The sequence below is a fragment of the Bifidobacterium sp. LH_743 genome, assembly GCF_056355775.1.
Map to the genome: position 1 here is coordinate 13,679 of NZ_JBKESZ010000008.1, position 21,552 is coordinate 35,230.

Sequence of the window (21,552 nt, forward strand, 5' to 3'; positions counted from 1 at the left end):
CCGGGTGCGGCGGATGCGAAAACCGCCGGACATCCATCATCTATATTTCATCAATCCATGGGGGTACCTCCATGGCAAACGGACGACAACAACAAACCAAATGAAGGGAAGGTGCGGTATGGCCGCTACTCTGTCATCGCCATCCGTAGACGAAATCATCGCCCGACTGGGCGCGCAAAGCACATGCGACGCCGGACTGACGCAGGATCCATGGCACTTCGACACCACCAAGCCGAGCTACGGGCCGGGCGCCTCCATGTTCGACCCGTTGCCGAACAACGCTCCCCGGCAGCAGGTGCTGCCCCAGGAATACCGGGACGCCTCCGACGAGGAACTGCAGGAACGTATCAAGGCGGCCAAATCCCGCCTCGGCGACAAGCTTCTCATCCTCGGCCACTTCTACCAGCGCGACGAGATCATCGTGCACGCCGATTTCGTGGGGGACTCCTTCCAGCTCGCCAAGAATGCGACCGAACGTCCCGACGCCGATCACATCGTGTTCTGCGGTGTGCATTTCATGGCCGAAACCGCCGATATCCTGTCCACTCCGGAACAGACCGTGACGCTGCCGAACCTGTCCGCAGGCTGTTCGATGGCCGATATGGCGAACATCGAACAGGTCGAGGATTGTTGGGAGCAGCTCGGCGAGATCTGCGGCGACAAACCCGACGCAGACGGCAGGCAGCAGATCGTGCCGGTCACGTACATGAACTCGTCCGCCGCCTTGAAGGCGTTCTGTGGACGCCACGGCGGCATCGTCTGCACGTCATCCAACGCGCATGCCGTACTCGAATGGGCGTTCGCGCGTGGCAAGCGAGTGCTGTTCTTCCCGGACCAGCATCTGGGCCGCAACACCGCGCTCGCCATGGGCATGAGCCTTGACCAGATGCCGGTATGGAACCCGTACAAGCCGGCTGGCGGCGCCGAGGACCCATCCGTGTACGCGGACGCGAAGATGATCCTGTGGAAGGGCTTCTGCTCGGTGCATCAGCGCTTCACCGTCGATCAGATTGAACGAGCCCGCAAGGCATATCCGGGCGTCAAGGTCATCGTGCATCCCGAATGCTCGATGGACGTCGTCAACGCGGCGGACGGCACTGGCTCCACCGCGTACATCGTCAAGCAGATCGCCAACGCTCCGGCCGGCTCCGCCATCGCTGTCGGCACGGAAATCAACCTCGTCAACCGTTTGGCCGCGCAGTATCCGGACAAAACCGTGTTCTGCCTCGACCCGGTGGTCTGCCCGTGCTCCACGATGTACCGCATCCATCCGGCCTATCTGGCGTGGGCGTTGGAGAACATCGAACAGGGCAACATCGTCAACCGCATCACCGTGGACGAGGACACTGCACGCGACGCCAAAATCGCATTGCAGCGCATGCTGGAGGTGCACCCATGATCGTTGTGGTCGGAGCGGGCATCGCAGGCTTGTGCGCGGCGCTCGCGGCGGCGGGTGACGAACGTCTCGGCGGCGAGGGACTGGCCGACGGCGGCCGCGCGTCTATCGCCGGGAACGGCGGACGTCATTCCCAGGAGGTGCTGCTCGTATGCAAGGACGAGTTCGTCGAATCAAACACGTACCACGCCCAGGGAGGCGTGGCCACCGCGATCTTCGATGATGATTCGCCGGCGCTGCATGCGGCCGACACCATGGCAGCGGGCCATGGATTGTGCGACCGCACCGCCGTCGGCATACTGACCGACGAAGGCGCTCGCCGCGTGCGCGAACTCATCGGGGACGGATGGCATGTGGACCGTGATGGTGAAGGCCACGTGCTGCGCGGCCTCGAAGCCGCGCACTGCCGCTCCCGTGTGGTGCACGCCGGAGGGGATGCCACCGGAAAGGTCTTGGAACTCGACGTTTCCGCCATGGTAAAAGCCAATCCGAACATCACCGTGCTCGAGCACGCGTTCCTGAACGACGTGCTGGTGCGCGACGGTCACGTTGCCGGTGTGCGTCTGGCGGTGCGGGACGACCAAAACGGCGTCGAGACGCGTGTCGTGGATGCGGACCGTGTGGTGCTCGCCACCGGCGGCGCCGGACGTCTGTACCCGTACACCACCAATCCGTCTGTAGCGACGGGTGACGGACTGGCCGCGGCGATCCGCGCCGGAGCCCAGGTGGCCGATCTGGAGTTCTACCAGTTCCATCCCACGGCCATGGCCGTGGGCGAGCATTTCCTCGTCTCTGAAGCCGTCCGCGGCGAAGGTGCGGTGCTGCTCGACGAGCATGGACACCGTTTCATGACCGACATCGATCCCAAAGCCGAACTCGCGCCGCGCGATGTGGTGGCTCGCGCCAACTTCCGCACCATGCAGGCGCAGGGTGGCAAACCGATCATGCTTGACGTCTCTCCGATGGCCAAGGAGAATCCCGATTTGGCGGAATTCCTACGCCACCGCTTCCCGACCATCGACGCGTACACACGATCCCTTGGCTTCGACTGGAGCAAAGAGCCCATTCCCGTGGCTCCGGCCGCCCATTACTGGATGGGAGGCATCCGCACCGACCTGTTCGGACGATCCAGCATTCCAGGCCTGTACGCGGCCGGCGAATGCGCCCGAACCGGCGTTCAGGGAGCCAACAGACTCGCTTCGAACTCGCTGCTCGAAGGCATGGTCTACGGATATCGCGCCGGTCTCGCAGCCGCGAATGACGTCGATGATGCCGTGTGGCAACCGCAGGATTTCGACAACAGCGCGATCGAGGGCATGCCGGTCTGCCAACGCCCGATGGAGCTGCGCATGCCGGTCGCCGAGACACGGGCGCATGATGTGCGACCGCAGGTATGGGACCGTGCACGAATCGAAGAAACCATGTGGAAGCATGTCGGCGTGATCCGTGACGGCGAAAGCCTGTCCCAAGGCGTGCGCGAACTTGGCGCCGCGCTTGCCGCTGCGAACGCGAAAGACGCTGCGGACACGGCGGAAAACGCCACACGGCAGACGACATACGCGCAACGGGTCACCACGTGGGAGAACCGCAACCTGCTCACCGTCGGATACGTTGCGGCCGTTGCGGCCGGCAACCGCTGCGAATCGCGTGGCGCGCACACGCGGCAGGATTATCCGACCGCCAATCCGACGATCGCGCATTCCATCGCCTATCGGATGGCGTGACGGCGAAATATCGAAAGGACCATAGCCATGCTGACCCGCCAGGTCATTCGCGCGGCCGTCGAAGCCGCGCTTGAGGAGGATGCGCCCAACGGCGACATCACCTGTGAAACCACCATTCCAGCCGAAGCTCGGGGCGCTGCGAGGCTTGTGGCCAGGCAACCAGGCGTGATGAGCGGCCTCGCCGTGTTCGAAGCCGTGTTCGCCGCGCAGAATCCCGAAATCGTCGTGCGCGCGAATATCAAGGACAGCGAACGGTTCGAAGCGGGACAGACCCTTGCTGAAGTCGCTGGTCCCGTGCGTGACCTGCTCACGGCGGAACGCGTGGCGCTGAATTTCACGCAGCGCATGTGCGGAATCGCCACCATGACCTCGGATTTCGTCAAAGCCGCGGCCGAAGCCGTCGGAACGGACGGATATCGAGCCCCGCGCACCTATGCGCGCACCCGCATCGTCGACACACGCAAGACGACTCCGGGCCTGCGCCCGTTCGAAAAATACGCCGTCACCTGCGGTGGCGGCCATAACCACCGCTATGGCCTGTCCGATGCCGTGATGGTCAAGGACAACCATCTCGCGGCGCTTGCCGAGCAGGGCATCGACATGGCCGGGGCCATCCGTCACATACGCGAACAGGTTGGGCACACCACGCATATCGAAGTGGAGACGGACCGGTTGGAACAGATCGAGGCCGCGCTCGAGGGCGGCGCCGATACCATCATGCTCGACAATTTCTCCCTGGAGGACACCCGCAGGGGAGTGGACGCCATCGCGGGACGTGCCATTGTGGAAGCCAGCGGCAACATGACGTTGGAACGTGTGCCACAGGTGGCCGCCACCGGCGTGGATGTGATTTCCGTCGGCGCGCTCACCCACAGCGTGAGCAGCATCGATCTTGGTCTGGATTGGGACTGACGGGCACCGGAGGACTGATGGAACATCTGTATCTGGACGCGGCTTCGGCCGAACCGGTCGGAACCGACGTCATCAACGCGATGATGCCGTTCCTGACCGAGGCATACGCGAATCCGATGAGCGTGCATGGCGCTGGGAAGACCGCGGCTCGGGCGCTTGAGGCCGCACGCGGGTCGATTGCGGCGGACCTGGGGGCGCGTCCGGATGACGTGATCCTCACCTCCGGCGGTACCGAAGCGGACAATCTTGCGATCAAAGGCATAGCGATGGCCCGCATGCGGCTGCTGCGCGAAGCCTATGGCGAACAGGTGCGTCCGCGTGTCATCGTGTCGTCGATAGAGCACCCCGCGGTGTTGGAATCAGCCCGTTGGATGGAACGTTGGTTCGGATGCGAAGTGGTGGAGATTCCCGTCGACCATCAGGCGCATATCGATGTGGACGCCCTGCGTGAGGAACTGGCGCAGGGGATTCTTGCTGACGGATCCGACGGGGCCGCAGGAATGTCCGCGAAGCCGCGCAACAGCGCCTTGCTGGTGTCGGCGATGCTCGCCAACAACGAGGTGGGCACTGTGGAACCAGTCGATGAGATCGCACGCATCGCGCACGAATACGGCGTGCCGCTGCATGTGGATGCGGTGCAGGCCGTCGGTCTCATCCCCATCCGTATGCGCGAGTGGGATGTGGACGCGTTGAGCCTGTCCGGGCACAAATTCGGCGCTCCGAAAGGATTGGGCGCTTTGCTGCTTCGATCCAGGGTCCCTGTGGAGCCGTTGATGAGCGGTGGTGGACAGGAACGCTCCCTACGGTCCGGCACGCAGAATGTGGCCGGAGCCGTCGCATTGGCCGTCGCGCTGCGTGACGCGGACGTGAAAATGCGGGACGCGTGGCGGCGTCTTGCCGCCTCCAGAGACCGTCTCATAGATGCGGTGCTGCGCGTCGAACCCCGGGCGCAGCTTACGGGGGATCCGCAACGCCGGCTGCCGGGGCATGCGTCGTTCGTGTTTCCTGGACTGTCCGGCGAGGCGTTGCTGGTCGACCTGGACGCGCGGGGCATCGCCTGCTCATCCGGTTCGGCCTGCGCCGTCGGTCGGCATGAGGCGCCTGGCACGCTATTGGCTATGGGGTATAAACCGGCGGTCGCGAAATCGGCCATCCGCATGACCTTCCGCGAGCCGCTCACACCGGAACAGATCAATTGGGTCGCATCGGTGGTGGAGGAATCCTGCGCCACGTTGCGAGGGGCTTCGGAGGTCAACGATCCGTCAATCAACATACAGGCGCAACGGGCCACCGCCTGAACATGGATGGCGAGGTGTCGCAACGCTCCGCTACCATTGGTTCGGTTTGTGTGTAAGGTCGATTTTCCAAGTACCGACAACATGTACGTACCGAACGATTACGCAAGAGAACAGTAATACTAAGAGAGGTTTCGATGGCGGTTCGCGGCGATATTCGAAATGTAGCGATTGTGGCACACGTCGATCACGGTAAGACCACCCTGGTCAACGCGATGCTGGCCCAGTCCCATGTGTTCAACGAGCGTGAGGAAGTCCCGGATCGTGTGATGGACTCCAATGATCTGGAACGTGAAAAGGGCATCACCATCCTCGCCAAGAACACCGCGGTGCAGTACACCGGCCCGCTGGCGGCCAAGTACGGTCATCCGGAAGGCATCACCCTCAACATCATCGATACCCCTGGCCACGCCGATTTCGGTGGCGAGGTGGAACGCGGCATCTCCATGGTCGACGGTGTCGTGTTGCTTGTCGACGCGTCCGAAGGCCCGCTGCCGCAGACCCGTTTCGTGCTGCGCAAGGCCCTCGAGGCCAAGCTGCCGGTCATCCTGTGCGTGAACAAGACCGATCGTCCGGATGCGCGTATCTCCGAAGTCGTCGGCGAATCCTCCGATCTGCTGCTCGGCTTGGCCCAGGACGTCATCGAGGAAGGCGTCGACCTCGACGAGGACTCCCTGTTCGACCTGCCGGTCATCTACTGCGCGGCGAAGGCCGGTTACGCGTCCGAGAACCAGCCGGAGGACGGCGGTCTGCCGGACAACGACAACCTCGAGCCGCTGTTCGAGGCCATCATCAAGAACATTCCGGCTCCGGAATACGAGGAAGGCGCGCCGTTGCAGGCGCACGTCGCCAACATCGACTCCTCCGACTTCCTCGGCCGACTTGGCCTGGTCCGCATCTACAACGGCACCCTGGAGAAGGGCAAGACCTACGGCCTGAGCCGTGTGGATGGTTCCATCGAGAACTTCCGCGTTTCCGAACTGCTGCGTACGCAGGGCTTGGAGCGCACTCCGGTCGAATCCGCGGGTCCGGGCGACATCGTCGCCGTCGCGGGTGTGAACGACATCATGATCGGCGAAACCATCGTCGACCCGAACGACCCGAAGCCGCTGCCGCTCATCCACGTCGACGATCCGGCCATCTCCATGACCTTCGGCATCAACGATTCCCCGCTCGCGGGCACCGAGGGCAAGGGGCACAAGCTCACCGCCCGCATGATCAAGGACCGCCTTGACCGCGAACTCATCGGCAACGTGTCAATCAAGGTGCTGCCGACCGACCGTCCGGACGCCTGGGAGGTCCAGGGCCGTGGCGAACTCGCGCTGGCCGTGCTCGCCGAGGAGATGCGCCGTGAAGGCTTCGAACTGACCGTCGGCCGTCCTCAGGTGGTCACCAAGACCATCGACGGCGTGGTCAACGAGCCGATGGAGAACACCACCATCGACGTGCCGGAGGAGTACATGGGCGCCGTCACCCAGCTGCTCGCCGACCGTAAGGGCCGTATGGACAACATGACCAACCACGGCACCGGCTGGGTCCGTCTGCAGTTCACTGTCCCGTCCCGTGGCCTGATTGGTTTCCGCACCGCGCTGCTGTCCGCCACTCGCGGCACCGGTATCGCCTCCTCCATCTCCGCCGGCTACGCTCCGTGGGCCGGACAGATCGTGACCCGTCAGAACGGCTCCATGGTCTGTGACCGTCAGGGCATCGCCACCCCGTACGCCATGCAGCGTCTGCAGGCCCGTGGCAACTTCTTCGTCGAGCCGCAGTCTCCGGTGTATGAGGGTCAGGTCGTCGGCATCAACAACAAGCCTGACGAGCTGGACGTGAACATCACGCTGGCCAAGCATATGACCAACATGCGCTCCGCCACCGCAGACGTGCTGGAGACCCTGACCCCGCCGATCAAGATGAGCCTCGAGGAGTCGCTGGACTTCGCCAACGAGGACGAGTGCGTGGAAGTTACCCCGGAATCCATCCGTGTGCGCAAGATCATCCTGAGCCGTGAGGACTGGTACAAGTGGCGCGCCAAGCAGCGTCGCCAGAACAACGCTCAGCAGAACAACAAGTGATTCCAATCGTTGTTCTGACGCTTCGCAGACACGGCGGTGTCCGTATGTTTGGCTGAGGGTATGAGACAAAGAGATACGTGCATTTCACACGTATCTCTTTTCTTTTACGTGGCGAAGGAAACGTTTGTAAGGAACCTGAGGCATAGTGGAGGACATGACGCAACATATGCAGGAATCGCAATCGAAGACGCGGCCGCGGAAAAACGACGATCGCACGCTGATGCCATGGTCACATCGTCTGCCGGCGTGGGCCCGTCTTCTGATCGACCTGATCGTCGGTGTCGTGGTCGGCATGATCGGCACCATGGCGCACCGCATGGGCGCGTCGGCGAATATTCCCTACGGACTCGTGCTTGCTTACGTTTTGGTGGCCATCGCGACATGGTCCGCCCGCTCCCGTGACGGAGTGACGGGACTCGCCCTGCATCTAATCGGCTCGTCGCTGATGGTCTGGACCGTCATGGCTGGCTACGGTCCCGGCGGAGACGCCATGATTCCCGTCGGCTTCGGCGATTCGGCGTCGCTGCCGTATTTCAGCAACAACGTCGGCTATTTCTGGCTGTATGGCGTGGTGCTGATTCCACTGGTCATGCTCGCATTGCCGAAACGGTGGTTCACGATGCCGCCACGCGAAGCGGACGACGCTCCGGAAAATGTGTCGGACGAATCGCAGGAAACGGACAACGCGGCCGACCAACCGGTGGACTAACGCGTCGCACGCCCCAAGGATGCGGTAAGGTGCATAGATGACCTACAAGGAGGCGAAGGCGTCAATGAGCGCACGAAAGCTGTTCTATCTGGGCCCTCAGGGCACTTTCACGCATCAGGCGGCGGTCGATGCCTCCGAATTGCTGGCCCGTCTTGAGCCGCACGGCTTCGAGCTGGTGCCCATGGACGACGTGCCACAGATTCTCGACGCCGCGCAACGTGGCGACGGTTGGGGTGTCGTGGCATGGGAGAACAACGTCGAAGGCTATGTCGTGCCCAACCTCGATGCGCTGATCGACGCGAGGGACCTCGTCGGATTCGCCCGCATCGGCGTGAACGTATCGTTCGACGCCTACGTGGCGCAAGGGTCCGATTCCGATACGGCTCATGTGGCCACCGCCCATCCGCACGGGCTTGCGCAATGCAAGCGGTTCATCGCCGACCGCCATCTCACGGCACGCCCGGCCTCATCCAACGCGGCCGCCTGCAGGGATCTCAAAGCGGGCGAAATCGCCTTCGGACCGGCCATCTGCGGAGAACTGTACGATATCACCCGCATCGGGACCTCCGTTCAGGACTACCAAGGCGCAGCCACGGACTTCCTTGTGCTCGCGCCGCGTGCGGAAGCCGCACGCCTGCTCGATGAATCGCGCGCCGAATCGGATATCGAATACGAATCAGTGCTTGCCCTCATCCCACTGGCCACCGGTCCGGGCGTGCTCGCCGACTTGCTCGACGTGATTCGCGACGCGGGACTCAACATGACCAGTTTCATCTCACGGCCCATCAAAGGGCGTACCGGCACATACAGCTTCATCGCGACCCTCGATGCGGCCCCTTGGGAGCGGCGTTTCCGTGACGCGCTCGTGGAAATCGCGGAACATGGAGACTGGGCCAAGACGCTTGCCGTATACCCGCGCAGGGAACGACCCAACCCGCCTGTCACATCATGGATGCTGCCCCAAGGCGGCGTGCGGCTGGATGACAGGCATCTGCCGGACCATTGGCAGAATAGTGAAACCGCTGGAAGGGAGCTGATGTGGTGAAGCCGCGCATCGCAATCGTAGGACTCGGCCTGATCGGAGGATCGCTGGCACGTCGGCTTGTGAACGCCGGCTGCGAAGTGATCGCATGGAACCACAACGATCGCCCCTATGCCACGGCCGAAGCCGATGGCATCATATGCAAACCCACGTTGGCGGCGCTCGCCGGAGCGAATCCGGACGTGCTGGTATTGTGCAATCCACTCAAAGCCATGCCCCAGATCCTCGGCGCGTTGAAACCGCTCATCGATCCAGAAACGACCACGCTCACCGACGTGGGCAGCGTCAAAGGCATGGTCCGCGACCAGGTCAAGGCAGTGGGACTCGACGGATGCTATGTCGGCGCGCATCCTATGGCCGGCAATGAACTGTCGGGATGGGAGGCGTCCGATCCCAAGCTGTACGACGGCGCCCTCTGGGCCATCACCGTGGACGACAACACCGAATACCGCCGATTCCTCGCCGTAGCCGACATGATCGTGAACAGATGCGGTAACCGGCTCATCGTGCTCGACGACGCCACGCATGACCGGTGCGCCGCGCTCATCTCGCATATGCCGCACGTCGTCGCCACCGCCATGATCAACGAGCTGGTGGCCAATCCGAACCGCAACATTGCGGCGGCGCTCGCCGCTGGATCCTGGCGCGACATGACCCGTGTGGCGTTGACCGACCCGAACCGTACGCGTGCGATGGTCGAGGAGGACGCGGCCAACGTGGAAACACTGCTGCGCGACATGGCCAATAGACTGACGTTGGTGGCCAATGTGCTGCATGACATGGCCGACGCCAATGTCAGACCGACCGAAGGCGACGTGAGGCAGATGGACCGCTTCTTCGCGCAAGGACAGCCGTTCCGCGATTACAAGGCAGCCGTCAAGCAACCGGATTACGCCGAACGGTGCGAAAAGATCAGGTTTGCGATTCCCGAAGACGATTGGCGGCGCACGCTGCTGGAATCCGCTCGCAGAGGCGAGCATATCGTGCGGTTCGAAGGGGATCATGACGTCATCGTCGAAGTGCGTTCCGCCGTGTGACGGCGATTCCACGACAACGTTTTGCAACCGACGTTTCATAGAAGAATCGTAGGAATCATATAAAAAAGACGGACGCTGCCAATCACTGGAAATGCTGTGATCGGCAGCGTCCGTCTTTTGTCTCCACGGCGTTTCCGCTATGGCCGTGGACGTGTCATGGAGCGTTCCGGCACCGGCTTGATCGTCACGATCGCGTCGGCCGGGATGGTGACGCGTTGTTCGGGTCGCGAGCCGTTCGCCGCCGCATCACGCATCATTTCCAGCTTCTGGCCGTCCCAGGAACGCACGTGTCCCACGTAATCGCGGAATTTCATGCGGTGGTCGACCGGATCGACGCCTTCCAGAGTACGCGCCACGATGCGTGCTCCTACTGGAATCTCATGGGGAATGGGCATTGCCGCCTCCTTTCGGTGTTCCGTTCCAACTGTCTCACTCGCTCGCCACGGCGTCAAGCACGGGTTGCCTCAACGCACGGGAGGCGGGGGAGATGCTGGAAACCAGGCCCACCACAATCGAAAGCAGCAGGAACACCAGAAGCTGCTGCCAAGGAATGGCCAACGTCTCCAATCCTTCGGAAGCGTAGACCGCGCGGATCACCACGCCCGCCGCGACGCCGACGACAAGTCCCATCACCGTGCCAAACACGGAGATGATCGCAGCCTCGATGCCCAGCATGCCACGCACCTGTCCGCGGGATGTGCCGATGGCACGCAGAAGGCCTATCTCCTTGGTGCGTTCCGAAACGCTCAACGCCAAAGTGTTGACGATGCCGAAGATCGCGATGATGATCGACAGCGCCAACAGCGCGTACAGGATCATGAGCATCTGGTTGATCATCGAGCTCATGGTGGATTTGTACTCGTCTCGATCGAACACGGAGATCGTGTAGTACTTCTTGACGGCCTTCTTGATGGCCTTCTTCACCTGGGCCGTGTCGGAGCCCTTCCTGTCGGTGACATAAGCCTGCATGACGAACATGGTCTGCTTGTTGCCGATCTGTTCGGCCAGGTCGTCGTTGATGATCGCGAAATCGCGGTACACGGAATTCGACACGATCGCGCCGATGGTCAATGTCTTCTTGGTATTGACCTTCTTCGTTTTGATCAGTGTCTTCGGGTCGACGTTCTTGGCCTTGGCCGTGTATTGCTCGATTTCCTTGGCCTTGGCCTGCGCTCCGGCCAGATCGCCGGAGGCTGCCAGCTGTTGGGCCTGCGTCTGCAGTTCCTGCGCATGCGCCTTCACCTTGGCCTGGTAATCGGCCTGCGCCTTGGCGGTGGCCTGCTCGTCGACTACCGTGTTTTCTGCGGTGACCTTGACCTTCTGCCCCACATGCCATCCGCGGTCGTCCGCGATGGTTTTGCCGACAAGCAGCTTGCCGTCCTTCAACGCGGATACGGCGTCGCCTTCGGTGGTTTCGGCGGCGAATATCTTGGTGAACAGTTCCGGTTGCGTCGCGAACGTGAACCCGGAAATGGACTTGCCATCGTATTTCACGCCAAGTACCACACGGTTCGACACCACGTGTTTGACGCCGTCGACGTTTTCGATGTCCTTGATCGCCTGGTCGGGAATGCGTCCGCCCGATGCCGACGATATGGCGAAATCGGCTTTGAGTCCGGTATCGATCAGCGAATTGACCGATGCCTTCGCCGACGTGGCCACCACGCCCAGACAGCTCACGATCGCCACGCCCACGAACAGCGCGGCCGCGGTGTTGGACGTGCGCCTCTTCGACCGGGAGATGTTGCGCTGGGCGAGACGTCCCGTCACCGTGAAAATCTTCGACGGCAGCCAGCCAAGCACCGTGCCCGCGGGGGACACGTACGCCGGTCCAGCCACGATCACGCCGATCACGGCCAAGGCGGCGCCGATGCCAAGCGGCCAGCCCACGGAGATGTCGTTGACGGCCTTCCATGGCGTGGGGCCATTGCCGTCGGATCCCGCCAGAGCGCAGGTGAACGCCCAGCACAGGAATCCGAGGATCACCATGACGGTGCCGATGATGCCACGGGCGCGCACCGGTTTCTCCGGATTCACGGTCTCGTTCATCGCTTGGATGGGCGGTGCGAGCGCCGCGTTGCGTGCCGGCAGTGCCGCTCCGATCAGTGTCACCACGAGTCCGACCAGCAGTCCGATGAGCATGTCGGAGACGGATGGGTCGGTGGCTCCCGTCAATGGCATTCCCATGTTTGACAGGCCCGATGCGATGAGTTTGACCATGCCCCAGCCGAGCGCGATTCCCGCGACCGATCCGACCAGTCCCAGCAGGACCGCCTGTACGATCACCGTGGTGAACACTTGCAGAGGAGAGGCGCCGATGGAGCGCAGCAGCGCGTAGCCGCGCATCGATTCACGGACGATCATCGAGAAGGTGTTGGCGATGATGAACGAGCCTACAAACAGCGCGATCACCGCGAATATGAGGATCAGCGGCTGGATGAAGCCAAGCGCGTCCTGCGTGGATTTGGTGGATTCATCACGGTATGCGTCGCCGGTGACGGCATGGGCCTTCGCCGATTTCGGCAGCTTCCGGTTGATGCGGTCGGCCAGCTGTTGCTGCTGTTCGGCGGTCAACGGCGTGGTGGTGTTGCCGTAGACGCTGATGAGGGACGCCTTGTCGGGGTCATCGGATTGCTGATTCGCCTTCTCCTTGGCCGTGGCCGGGTTGATGGCGATGATGATGGCGCCCGCTTGGCTGGCATCGGTGGTGAAGATGCCGCTGACGGTCACGTCACGTGCTCCGTCGGCGTAAACGATTTTCGTCTTGTCGCCGACTTTCAGCTTCGACTGTTCGGCGGCGAAGGAATGCAAGGCGATCTCATCGCCGTTCTTCGGCCAGGTTCCGGCGGTGAATTTCGCGGACCGCCAAGGCTCTGACTTGCCCATGCCCATGGCCACGGTGGGGGATCCGACGGTGGTCACAGCATCGCCGTGCTTGTCAAGAAGCACCACACCGGACAGTCCATACATCACGTGCGCCGAGGAGACGCCGTCGATTTTGGCTATGTCGTCCGCCAGATCGGCGTCGATGGCGTTGTAGCTTTTCGTGGAGCCCATGGACATCGCCGATGAGCTTTTCTTCTCCTGCGAGCCCCGTACGTACACGTCGTGGTCCGCATTGGTGGACATCATCTGCGAGACCTGGTTGTCGAGCATTTCTCGGAAGCAGAACGAGCCGACCACGAAGCTCACGCCGAGCGCGATGGCCACGATCGACATGATGAAGCGGCCGAAATGGCTGCGCGCGTCGCGCAATCCTATGCGAATCATGCCTGCTTGCCCTCCGTCTCCGTCGGGGAGACGGCATCCGCGTCATCGTCGCCCGCGAACACCTCGAGAATCTCGTCGTACGTCGGATGTGGCATATCACGGGTGATGTTGCCGTCGGCGAGCACCAGCACACGGTCAGCGAAGGAGGCCGCTCGCGGGTCGTGGGTGACCATGACGATCGACTGTCCATAGTCGCGCACCGAGTCGCGCAGGAAGCCGAGCACCTCCCGGCTGGAACGGGAATCGAGGTTGCCGGTCGGCTCGTCGGCGAAGATCACGGATGGACGCGCCATGATGGCGCGGGCGCAGGCCACGCGCTGCTGCTGGCCGCCGGAAAGCTGACTAGGACGGTGGGAGAGACGCTTCTCCAAGCCGACCACCTTGACCACTTGGTTGAACCAGTCGCGGTCGATCGGTCGTTTGGCGATCTGCAGCGGCAGGAGGATGTTCTCCTCGGCGGACAGCGTCGGCACCAGATTGAACGATTGGAAGATGAACCCGATCTGGTTCCGTCGCAGGTCCGTCAGCTGCTTCTGGTTCATCGAGGAGACCTCAAGTCCCTCCACGATTACCCTGCCGGAAGAGGGGGTGTCGAGCCCGGCCATGCAATGCATGAGCGTCGATTTGCCCGAACCGGACGGGCCCATGATGGCGGTCATTTCGCCACGTTTGAACTCAACGTTCACGTGGTTCAATGCCGTCACTTCGTTGTCTTTGGAGCCATAGACCTTGGTCAGGTCGATGGCGCGGGCCACAATCCCATCATCGGGGGTCTTGTCCGTCGTGTGCTGTGTGTCATGGAAGGTATGACGAGCCATGCTACCGCCTATTCATAAGGAATGCCTAATCAATGTAAGTCTATCGGTTCGGGGCATAATGGAAGCGGATTGTTCCAAGATCATCGTCCTCGTAATGCTCGCGGTATTACGGACGATGCCTGGTTCCGTTGGCTGGAAGGTTGATGCGTCATGCGTTTCGAAGAGGCGTTGGACGGGTTCGATGCGTATCTGAGGGCCAATCGTGGGCTGAGCGAGAATACGCGCAAAGCATATAGGAGCGATATCAATGAATGCCTGTCCACGCTGGAAAAGCATGGTTGCGAGGATTTGAACGAGGTCTCCATCGAGGACCTGCGCGTATGGCTGTCTGATTCCTCCAAAGACCATGCTCGCAGCAGCATGGCACGTAAGACAGTGGCGGTTCGGGGGTTCTTCGCATGGGCTCATGATCATGGTGTGACGGCTGTCGATCCCGCGGCGATGCTGCGGACGCCGAAAATTCCCGACGTGCTTCCAACTGTGCTGAACGAATCGCAGGCGGAGCGTCTGATGGAACGTGTGGACGAGGATGGCGCGGAGGCGCTGTCGCAGGAACCGGACGCGAAGCGGCGGGCCGTCGAGCTGCGGGATGCGGCCATGCTGGAATTGCTGTATGCCACCGGCATGCGTGTGGCGGAATTGGTCGGGCTTGACGTGGCTGATGTCGCGTTCGGCAACCGTACGGTGAAGGTTATGGGCAAGGGGAGCAAGCAGCGCGTCATGCCGTTCGGCGCGCCGGCGGACAGGGCGTTGCGCGCTTGGTTGGAGCATGGTCGTCCGGCATTGGCCGGAAAAGGTTCCGCCGAAGCGCTTTTCTTGGGATTGCGGGGCGGCCGGATTGGCCAGCGCATGGTGCGTGATGTGGTGCATGACCGGGCCAGTGAGGCGGGCGTTCCGGACATTGCTCCCCATGCGTTGCGTCACAGCGCCGCGACACACATGCTCGACGGTGGCGCCGATTTGCGTGAGGTGCAGGAGATGCTGGGACATTCCTCGCTTAAAACCACGCAACGATACACACATGTCTCCATCGAACAGCTGAAGGCACGGTATGGGCAGGCGTTCCCCCGGGCTTGATGATGATGCCATCCAGTATTTTCGCCATCCGCGAACAGACGTCATGCATCCCCGTACACCGGGGTGATTTTCGCGGGATATACGGAATGCAGTGGCACGAAAATATCGCGGCTGATGATGTTCCGTCGCGTCATCGTTTGGAGCCATTTTTTGTGACGAATTGCCTTTGTCCCTCAAATAAGTGATAATGATACTCCGTGAGCAGACATAAGGGGGTATTGGTGCTGCGGCATCCAACCCACTTCTGCTGTGCGCAGGGGCATGCGCCCCAGTATTTCAATGAATAAGGAGAATGATTCTATGAAGAGGAAAGCGTTGGCTCTCGTCGCCACGGCATGCGCATTCGGCATGCTGCTCAGCGGCTGCGGCTCCTCGAACAATTCTGCTTCTTCGGATGGCGGCAAGGACATCATCACCGCCTACAATTCCGAACCGCAGAACCCGCTCATCCCGGGCAGCACCAATGAAACCGGCGGCGGTATTCCTGGAGACCTGCTGTTCGCACGTCTGATTTCCTTCGACGCGAAGGGCAACGCGAAGAATGAAGTGGCCGATTCCATCAAGTCCAATGACGATGCCACCCACTTCGACATCAAGCTCAAGGACGGCTGGAAGTTCACCGATGGTACTCCGGTGACCGCCGAATCCTTCACCAAGGCCTGGAGCTATGTGGCCAACGCCAAGAACGCGCAGAAGTGCACCTCGTTCTTCTCCACCATCAAGGGCTATGACAAGCTGCAGGACGCCAAGAGCCTCAAGGGTGACGAACAACTCGAGGGTCTCAAAGTCGTCAACGACCACGAGTTCACCGTCGATCTGAACCAGTCTGACTCCGTGTTCGCCATCAAGATCGGCTACCTCGCTTTCGCTCCGCTGCCGGAATCCTTCTACAAGGATCCGAAGGCCTTTGGTGAGAAGCCGGTCAGCAACGGTCCGTACAAGTTCCAGTCCTGGAGCCACAACAAGGAGATCCAGCTCGTCAAGAACCCCGACTACAAGGGCAACGACGTGGCCAAGAACGACGGCGTGACCTTCAAGGTCTACACCGATGACGAGGCCGCATACGCCGACATCCAGGCCGGCAACCTCGACGTGATGCACACCATCCCGGCTTCCGCGTCCAAGACCTTCAAGTCCGATTCCTCCGTCCAGTCTTACAACAAGGCCGGCTCCGTGAGCCAGACGTTCACCATCCCGGCATCGCTGGAGCACTGGCAGACCAACACCGAGGAAGGCCAGCTCCGTCGCCAGGCGCTGTCCATGGCCATCGACCGCAGCGCCATCTGCAAGAAGGTGCTCAATGGTCTGGGCACCCCGGCCGTCGAATTCACCTCCCCGCTCACCCCGGGCTACTCCGCTTCCCTCAAGGGCAGCGAGAACCTGAAGTACAATCCGAAGAAGGCCAAGGAACTGTGGGCCAAGGCTGAGGCCATCTCCCACTATGACGGCAAGCTCACCTTCGCATACAACGCCGATGGCGGTGCGAAGCCGATCTACGATGCCGTGGTGAACTCCGTGAAGAACACCTTGGGCATCGACGTGGCCACCAACCCGATTCCGACCTTCCAGGAATTCCGTGACGATATCACCAACCGTTCCATCAAGGGCGCGTTCCGTACTGGCTGGCAGCCGGACTATCCGTCCCCGGAGAACTACCTCTACCAGCTGTACGACTCCGCCGCGGCCGACGGCAATGGTTCGAACGATGGCGACTACAAGAACGCCGAGTTCGACAAGCTGTGCTCCGAGGCTTCCGCCGCGAAGAGCACCGATGAGGCCAACAAGATCTACCAGCAGGCCCAGGAGCTCCTGCTCAAGGAGCTTCCTGCCTTCCCGCTGTATTACTCCAACGCCAATGGTGTCGCTGCCACTGGTGTGAAGGGCTTCGAGATGGATTGGCAGAACCTGCCGGTCTACACCGAACTCACCAAGTGAGTGCTGCGATAGGTTTCGACCAATCGTAAGGATTCTGGATAAGGGAGACGGGCTCGTCCCGTTTCCCTTTTTTATTGGGCAAATCGCCTTAAAGTTTCAGAAAAAGAAATGAATTTCAGCCTTTCGTCTAGGCTACCGCAACACATAAGTCCGTCATTGCGGTAAACTTACGTGTATTTGATTCCGGTGGGGTTCCTCTACTCATGCCAGTAAGAGCTGGCGTCCGGCCGGAATATGGAATGGAATAAGGAGCAACCAGAAATGGGCAAATATCTTCTGCGCCGCATTCTGCAGATGATTCCAGTGGTTCTCGGCACAACGTTGTTGGTGTATGCTCTTGTTTTCGCCCTTCCGGGAGACCCGGTCAAGGCCATGTTCGGAGACAAGCCCGTCAACCATGCTGTGGAGATGCAGATTCGTGCCGAGTACAATCTCGACAAACCGTTCATCATCCAGTACCTGCTGTTTCTGAAGAACGCGTTGACGCTGAACTTCGGTCAGACGTTCTCCGGCCAGCCGGTCATCGACGAGATCGCAAGCGCGTTCCCGGTCACCATCAAGCTCGGTTTGATGGCTTTCGTGTTCGAGGCCGTGTTCGGTGTCGTATTCGGTGTGATCGCCGGCCTGAAAAAGGGCAAGTGGTACGATTCCGTGATCCTGATTGTCTCGTTGCTGCTGATTTCCGTTCCGACCTTCGTCACCGGTTTCCTTGGACAGTATTTCCTTGGTGTCAAGTGGCGCATTCTGCCGGTCACCGCCGGCGCCAATCCCGGATTCTTCGATTTGCTGATGCCCGCGATGGTGCTTGGCTCGGTTTCCATGGCCTACATCATCAGACTGTCCCGTACCGAGATCTCTTCCAATATCTCCGAGGACTACGTGCGTACCGCGCGTGCCAAGGGCATGAGCAACAAATCCGTCATGCTGCGCCACGTCCTGCGTAATTCGATGATCCCCGTCGTCACGTACCTCGGCCAGGATTTGGGCGCGCTGATGGGCGGCGCCATGATCACGGAGCAGATCTTCAACATCCACGGCGTGGGATTCCTGACCTATCAGAGCATTCTCAAGGGCGAGGCCAATGTCGTGGTGTCCGTCGTGACGTTGCTGACGCTGATTTTCGTGGTCTGCAACCTGCTGGTCGATTTGCTGTACGCCGCGCTTGATCCGCGCATCCGTTACGCGTGACGGGGGAGGAGTCGTAAACTATCATGACTGATGAGACCAAGATGACCGCCCTTCCAGGGCAGGAACGTTATGTCGCTCCCATTGAGGAGACGCCGTTGCAGACCGTCGACAACGTCGACGATTCCGTGCCCGCCACAAGCATGTGGGCGGACGCGTGGCGAACGCTGCGGAGGAATCCGTTGTTCATCATTTCCGGCTTGCTGATCGTGTTCATCGTGTTCGTGGCGTTGTTCCCCGGCGTGTTCACCAAGCAGGACCCGAATTACTGCACGTTGGAGCATTCCCTCGAACCGGCGTCCGCCGGCCACCCGTTCGGATTCGACGTGCAGGGCTGCGACGTGTACACCCGCGTGGTCTATGGCACGCGTACATCGTTGAGCGTGGGCATCCTGTCCACCCTGCTGGTGGTGTTGGTAGGCACGCTGATCGGTGCGATCGCCGGCTTCTTCGGCGGTTGGGTGGATGCGCTGCTGAGCCGCATCATCGATATCTTCATGGCGTTGCCGATGCTGCTGGGCGCCATCGTCGTGCTGCAGATGTTCCGCACCAATTCCTCTATCTGGAAGGTCGTTCTGGTGCTGGCTCTGTTCGGTTGGGTCAGCACGGCGCGTATCGCTCGCGGCGCGGTGATGGAATCGAAGAACTTGGAGTTCAACACCGCCTCGACCGCGTTGGGATCGACTCCGATGCGTAACCTGTTCCGTCACATCCTGCCGAATTCGCTGGCCCCCATCATTGTGGTGGGCACCACCTCCCTCGGTTCCTACATCGTGTCTGAGGCCACGCTGAGCTTCCTTGGCATCGGTCTGCCGACCACCACCGTCAGCTGGGGCGGTGACATTTCCAGCGCGCAGTCCCTGCTGCGTTCCGACCCGATGGTGTTGTTCTACCCGTCCGTCGCGTTGGCAATCACCGTTCTGGCATTCATCATGATGGGTGATGCTGTCAAGGACGCGCTTGATCCGAAGAGCCGCACGGCCTGAGAGTAAGTGAGGAATTCGATGACTGAAATGAATACCGAAGATAAGCTCGAAGCCATGCAGCGCGCCCAAGGGCCGCTTCTGGAGGTCAAGAACCTCCAAGTCGATTTCACGACCGATACCGGTCACGCGGTGCATGCCGTGCGCAACTCCTCCTTCAGCGTCTACCCGGGACAGTGGGTGGCCATCGTGGGTGAGTCCGGTTCAGGCAAATCCACTTCCGCCATGGCCGTGCTCGGCTTGCTGCCCGGAACCGGCCATGTGGTCGGCGGTTCCATCAAGCTCAATGGTCAGGAGATTTCCGGCCTCAAGCAGAAGGAATACGACAAGCTGCGCGGCTCCAAGATGGGTTTGGTGCCGCAGGACCCCATGAGCAACCTCAATCCGGTGTGGCGTATCGGCACCCAGGTGAAGGAGGCTCTGGTCGCCAACAACATGGACATCGACCATGAGAAGCGTTCGTCGTTGGCCAAGGCTTTGGCCGGTGATGAGGTCGAGCTCAAAGGCAACGACGATGAGACCTTCCTCTGTTCCAAGGAGCTTCCGGAGCTGCTTGCGGCGGCCAAGGAGGCGCTGAGCGGTGTTGGCCTGTCCGGTGACGATCTCGATGCGGCCATGGCGCGCTTCAGCGATGAGTGGGTCCCGGGATCCGAAACCCGTTGGCGCGTGGCCGACGGCCTGATCAAGGCTGGGGTGAAGGACGATGACGCGTGGAGCATCGCCAAGAAGTACGTGGTCGGCTCCACCATGGACGATCGTATCGCCGGGCTGCTGTCCGAGGCCGGTCTGCCCGATGCCGCCACTCGTGCGCGCCAGTTCCCGCATGAATTCTCCGGTGGTATGCGTCAGCGTGCGCTGATTGCCATCGGCTTGGCATGCCGCCCGGAACTGCTGATCGCCGATGAGCCTACGTCGGCTCTCGACGTGACCGTGCAGAAGAAGATCCTCGACCATCTGCACATGCTCACCGACTCCCTAGGCACCGCAGTGCTGTTCATCACCCATGATCTGGGCCTCGCCGCCGAGCGCGCCCAGCACATCGTCGTGATGTACAAGGGCCAGGTCGTCGAGTCCGGTCCGTCGTTGGAGGTGCTGCAGCATCCGCAGCATCCATACACGAAGCGTCTGGTGGCCGCCGCGCCGTCCCTTGCGTCGCAGCGCATCATCTCCGTCAAGGAGCATGGCGGTGACGCCAAGACCGTGATGGAGCATACGGTCAACGAGGCCTCGCTCAAGAAGGGCGAGCCCATCATCACCGTGGACCATCTCACCAAGGAATTCAAGCTGCCGCGCAAGAAGGAGATGTTCAAGGCCGTCGACGACGTGAGCTTCTCACTGAAGAAGGGCACGACGCTGGCCATCGTGGGCGAGTCCGGTTCGGGCAAATCCACCGTGGCGAACATGGTGCTCCACCTGTTGGAGCCCACCTCCGGCAAAGTGTTCTATCAGGGCCGCGACACCTCCGAGTTCAAGGCGAAGGACCTGCTGGACTTCCGCCGCCACGTGCAGCCGGTGTTCCAGAACCCCTATGGTTCGCTCGACCCGATGTACTCCATCTACCGTTCCATCGAGGAGCCGCTGCGCATCCACGGCATCGGTGACAAGAAGAGCCGTGCCAAGCGCGTGCGTGAGCTGATCGACATGGTGGAACTTCCGGAATCCGTGATGGGCCGTTATCCGAACGAGCTATCCGGCGGCCAGCGTCAGCGCATCGCCATCGCGCGAGCCATGGCGCTTGACCCGGATGTGATTGTCTGCGACGAGGCCGTTTCGGCATTGGACGTGCTTGTCCAGGATCAGGTGCTTCGCCTGCTCAACGACCTGCAGGCCGAACGTGGACTGAGCTACCTGTTCATCACCCATGATCTGGCGGTCGTCCGCCAGATCGCCGATGAGGTTGTGGTCATGCAGCACGGCAAACTCGTGGAACATGCCACCACCGACGAGGTCTTCGACCATCCGAAGAAGCAATACACCCGCGATCTGCTGGACGCCATCCCGGGCGGCAAACTGCAGCTCGGACTCGACTGACCGTTTGCCATCCGGAGAACCTCCCTCGTCATGAGGGAGGTTCTCTTGTATTCGGGCTAGGCTAGG

General features: G+C 61.3%; 16 protein-coding genes. 13 read left to right on the top strand and 3 right to left on the bottom strand.

Annotation, left to right across the window (positions count from 1 at the left end):
• Positions 1-118: 118 nt before the first annotated feature.
• From nadA to AC1ATL_RS08785, 8 genes are all read left to right on the top strand, one after another.
• A complete protein-coding gene (nadA, locus tag AC1ATL_RS08750) occupies positions 119-1,399 on the top strand; it encodes a quinolinate synthase NadA (protein ID WP_432622681.1) in 1,281 nt (426 codons plus the stop codon).
• Positions 1,396-3,120: an L-aspartate oxidase gene (nadB, locus tag AC1ATL_RS08755; RefSeq protein ID WP_476569928.1), complete on the top strand. Its 1,725-nt coding sequence runs from the start codon at positions 1,396-1,398 to the stop codon at positions 3,118-3,120. Before nadA ends, nadB begins: the two co-directional genes overlap by 4 nt.
• Before the next feature lie 27 nt (positions 3,121-3,147).
• Positions 3,148-4,032: a carboxylating nicotinate-nucleotide diphosphorylase gene (gene nadC, locus AC1ATL_RS08760; RefSeq protein ID WP_476569929.1), complete on the top strand. Its 885-nt coding sequence runs from the start codon at positions 3,148-3,150 to the stop codon at positions 4,030-4,032.
• A gap of 17 nt (positions 4,033-4,049) precedes the next feature.
• Positions 4,050-5,330 (top strand): cysteine desulfurase family protein, encoded by a 1,281-nt coding sequence (locus AC1ATL_RS08765; RefSeq protein WP_476569930.1) that lies wholly within the window; start codon positions 4,050-4,052, stop codon positions 5,328-5,330.
• Positions 5,331-5,464: 134 nt separating this feature from the next.
• The gene (typA, locus tag AC1ATL_RS08770) at positions 5,465-7,399 is read left to right on the top strand and encodes a translational GTPase TypA (protein ID WP_476569931.1); all 1,935 of its coding nucleotides are present in this window, start codon (positions 5,465-5,467) and stop codon (positions 7,397-7,399) included.
• 154 nt (positions 7,400-7,553) lie between these two features.
• Complete coding sequence (locus tag AC1ATL_RS08775; RefSeq protein WP_476569932.1) at positions 7,554-8,108, top strand: hypothetical protein; 555 nt, start codon at positions 7,554-7,556, stop codon at positions 8,106-8,108.
• Between the two features lie 64 nt (positions 8,109-8,172).
• Entirely contained in the window at positions 8,173-9,153 is a 981-nt protein-coding gene (locus tag AC1ATL_RS08780; protein ID WP_476569933.1) for a prephenate dehydratase domain-containing protein, read from the top strand.
• On the top strand, positions 9,150-10,187 hold the full coding sequence (locus AC1ATL_RS08785; RefSeq protein WP_476569934.1) for a prephenate dehydrogenase: 1,038 nt from the start codon (positions 9,150-9,152) through the stop codon (positions 10,185-10,187). Before AC1ATL_RS08780 ends, AC1ATL_RS08785 begins: the two co-directional genes overlap by 4 nt.
• 137 nt (positions 10,188-10,324) lie before the next feature.
• Here the strand turns inward: AC1ATL_RS08785 and AC1ATL_RS08790 are convergent, their stop codons facing one another.
• From AC1ATL_RS08790 to AC1ATL_RS08800, 3 genes are read right to left on the bottom strand one after another with little or no spacing between them, the layout of a single operon-like run.
• The gene (locus tag AC1ATL_RS08790) at positions 10,325-10,582 is read right to left on the bottom strand and encodes a DUF6725 family protein (protein ID WP_476569935.1); all 258 of its coding nucleotides are present in this window, start codon (positions 10,580-10,582) and stop codon (positions 10,325-10,327) included.
• Between the two features lie 34 nt (positions 10,583-10,616).
• The gene (locus tag AC1ATL_RS08795) at positions 10,617-13,457 is read right to left on the bottom strand and encodes an ABC transporter permease (RefSeq protein WP_476569936.1); all 2,841 of its coding nucleotides are present in this window, start codon (positions 13,455-13,457) and stop codon (positions 10,617-10,619) included.
• Positions 13,454-14,275: an ABC transporter ATP-binding protein gene (locus AC1ATL_RS08800; protein ID WP_432622699.1), complete on the bottom strand. Its 822-nt coding sequence runs from the start codon at positions 14,273-14,275 to the stop codon at positions 13,454-13,456. Before AC1ATL_RS08800 ends, AC1ATL_RS08795 begins: the two co-directional genes overlap by 4 nt.
• Before the next feature lie 150 nt (positions 14,276-14,425).
• Between AC1ATL_RS08800 and AC1ATL_RS08805 the strand changes: the two genes are divergently transcribed.
• The 5 genes from AC1ATL_RS08805 to AC1ATL_RS08825 all read left to right on the top strand — a co-directional run bounded on the left by AC1ATL_RS08805 (position 14,426) and on the right by AC1ATL_RS08825 (position 21,486).
• Complete coding sequence (locus AC1ATL_RS08805; protein ID WP_476569937.1) at positions 14,426-15,352, top strand: tyrosine recombinase XerC; 927 nt, start codon at positions 14,426-14,428, stop codon at positions 15,350-15,352.
• 300 nt (positions 15,353-15,652) lie between these two features.
• Complete coding sequence (locus tag AC1ATL_RS08810; protein ID WP_476569938.1) at positions 15,653-17,287, top strand: peptide ABC transporter substrate-binding protein; 1,635 nt, start codon at positions 15,653-15,655, stop codon at positions 17,285-17,287.
• A 261-nt stretch (positions 17,288-17,548) separates the two neighbouring features.
• A complete protein-coding gene (locus AC1ATL_RS08815; RefSeq protein ID WP_432622705.1) occupies positions 17,549-18,475 on the top strand; it encodes an ABC transporter permease in 927 nt (308 codons plus the stop codon).
• 23 nt (positions 18,476-18,498) lie between these two features.
• On the top strand, positions 18,499-19,458 hold the full coding sequence (locus tag AC1ATL_RS08820; protein ID WP_476569939.1) for an ABC transporter permease: 960 nt from the start codon (positions 18,499-18,501) through the stop codon (positions 19,456-19,458).
• A gap of 18 nt (positions 19,459-19,476) precedes the next feature.
• Entirely contained in the window at positions 19,477-21,486 is a 2,010-nt protein-coding gene (locus tag AC1ATL_RS08825; RefSeq protein WP_476569940.1) for a dipeptide ABC transporter ATP-binding protein, read from the top strand.
• The last annotated feature ends 66 nt before the right edge of the window (positions 21,487-21,552 follow it).

Excerpts from the sequence above, each read along its gene's own strand:
- nadA (WP_432622681.1), top strand. The coding sequence starts at position 119 with ATGGCCGCTACTCTGTCATCGCCATCCGTAGACGAAATCATCGCCCGA.
- nadB (WP_476569928.1), top strand. The coding sequence starts at position 1,396 with ATGATCGTTGTGGTCGGAGCGGGCATCGCAGGCTTGTGCGCGGCGCTC.
- nadC (WP_476569929.1), top strand. The coding sequence starts at position 3,148 with ATGCTGACCCGCCAGGTCATTCGCGCGGCCGTCGAAGCCGCGCTTGAG.
- AC1ATL_RS08765 (WP_476569930.1), top strand. The coding sequence starts at position 4,050 with ATGGAACATCTGTATCTGGACGCGGCTTCGGCCGAACCGGTCGGAACC.
- typA (WP_476569931.1), top strand. The coding sequence starts at position 5,465 with ATGGCGGTTCGCGGCGATATTCGAAATGTAGCGATTGTGGCACACGTC.
- AC1ATL_RS08775 (WP_476569932.1), top strand. The coding sequence starts at position 7,554 with ATGACGCAACATATGCAGGAATCGCAATCGAAGACGCGGCCGCGGAAA.
- AC1ATL_RS08780 (WP_476569933.1), top strand. The coding sequence starts at position 8,173 with ATGAGCGCACGAAAGCTGTTCTATCTGGGCCCTCAGGGCACTTTCACG.
- AC1ATL_RS08790 (WP_476569935.1), bottom strand. The coding sequence starts at position 10,582 with ATGCCCATTCCCCATGAGATTCCAGTAGGAGCACGCATCGTGGCGCGT.
- AC1ATL_RS08795 (WP_476569936.1), bottom strand. The coding sequence starts at position 13,457 with ATGATTCGCATAGGATTGCGCGACGCGCGCAGCCATTTCGGCCGCTTC.
- AC1ATL_RS08800 (WP_432622699.1), bottom strand. The coding sequence starts at position 14,275 with ATGGCTCGTCATACCTTCCATGACACACAGCACACGACGGACAAGACC.
- AC1ATL_RS08805 (WP_476569937.1), top strand. The coding sequence starts at position 14,426 with ATGCGTTTCGAAGAGGCGTTGGACGGGTTCGATGCGTATCTGAGGGCC.
- AC1ATL_RS08810 (WP_476569938.1), top strand. The coding sequence starts at position 15,653 with ATGAAGAGGAAAGCGTTGGCTCTCGTCGCCACGGCATGCGCATTCGGC.
- AC1ATL_RS08815 (WP_432622705.1), top strand. The coding sequence starts at position 17,549 with ATGGGCAAATATCTTCTGCGCCGCATTCTGCAGATGATTCCAGTGGTT.
- AC1ATL_RS08820 (WP_476569939.1), top strand. The coding sequence starts at position 18,499 with ATGACTGATGAGACCAAGATGACCGCCCTTCCAGGGCAGGAACGTTAT.
- AC1ATL_RS08825 (WP_476569940.1), top strand. The coding sequence starts at position 19,477 with ATGACTGAAATGAATACCGAAGATAAGCTCGAAGCCATGCAGCGCGCC.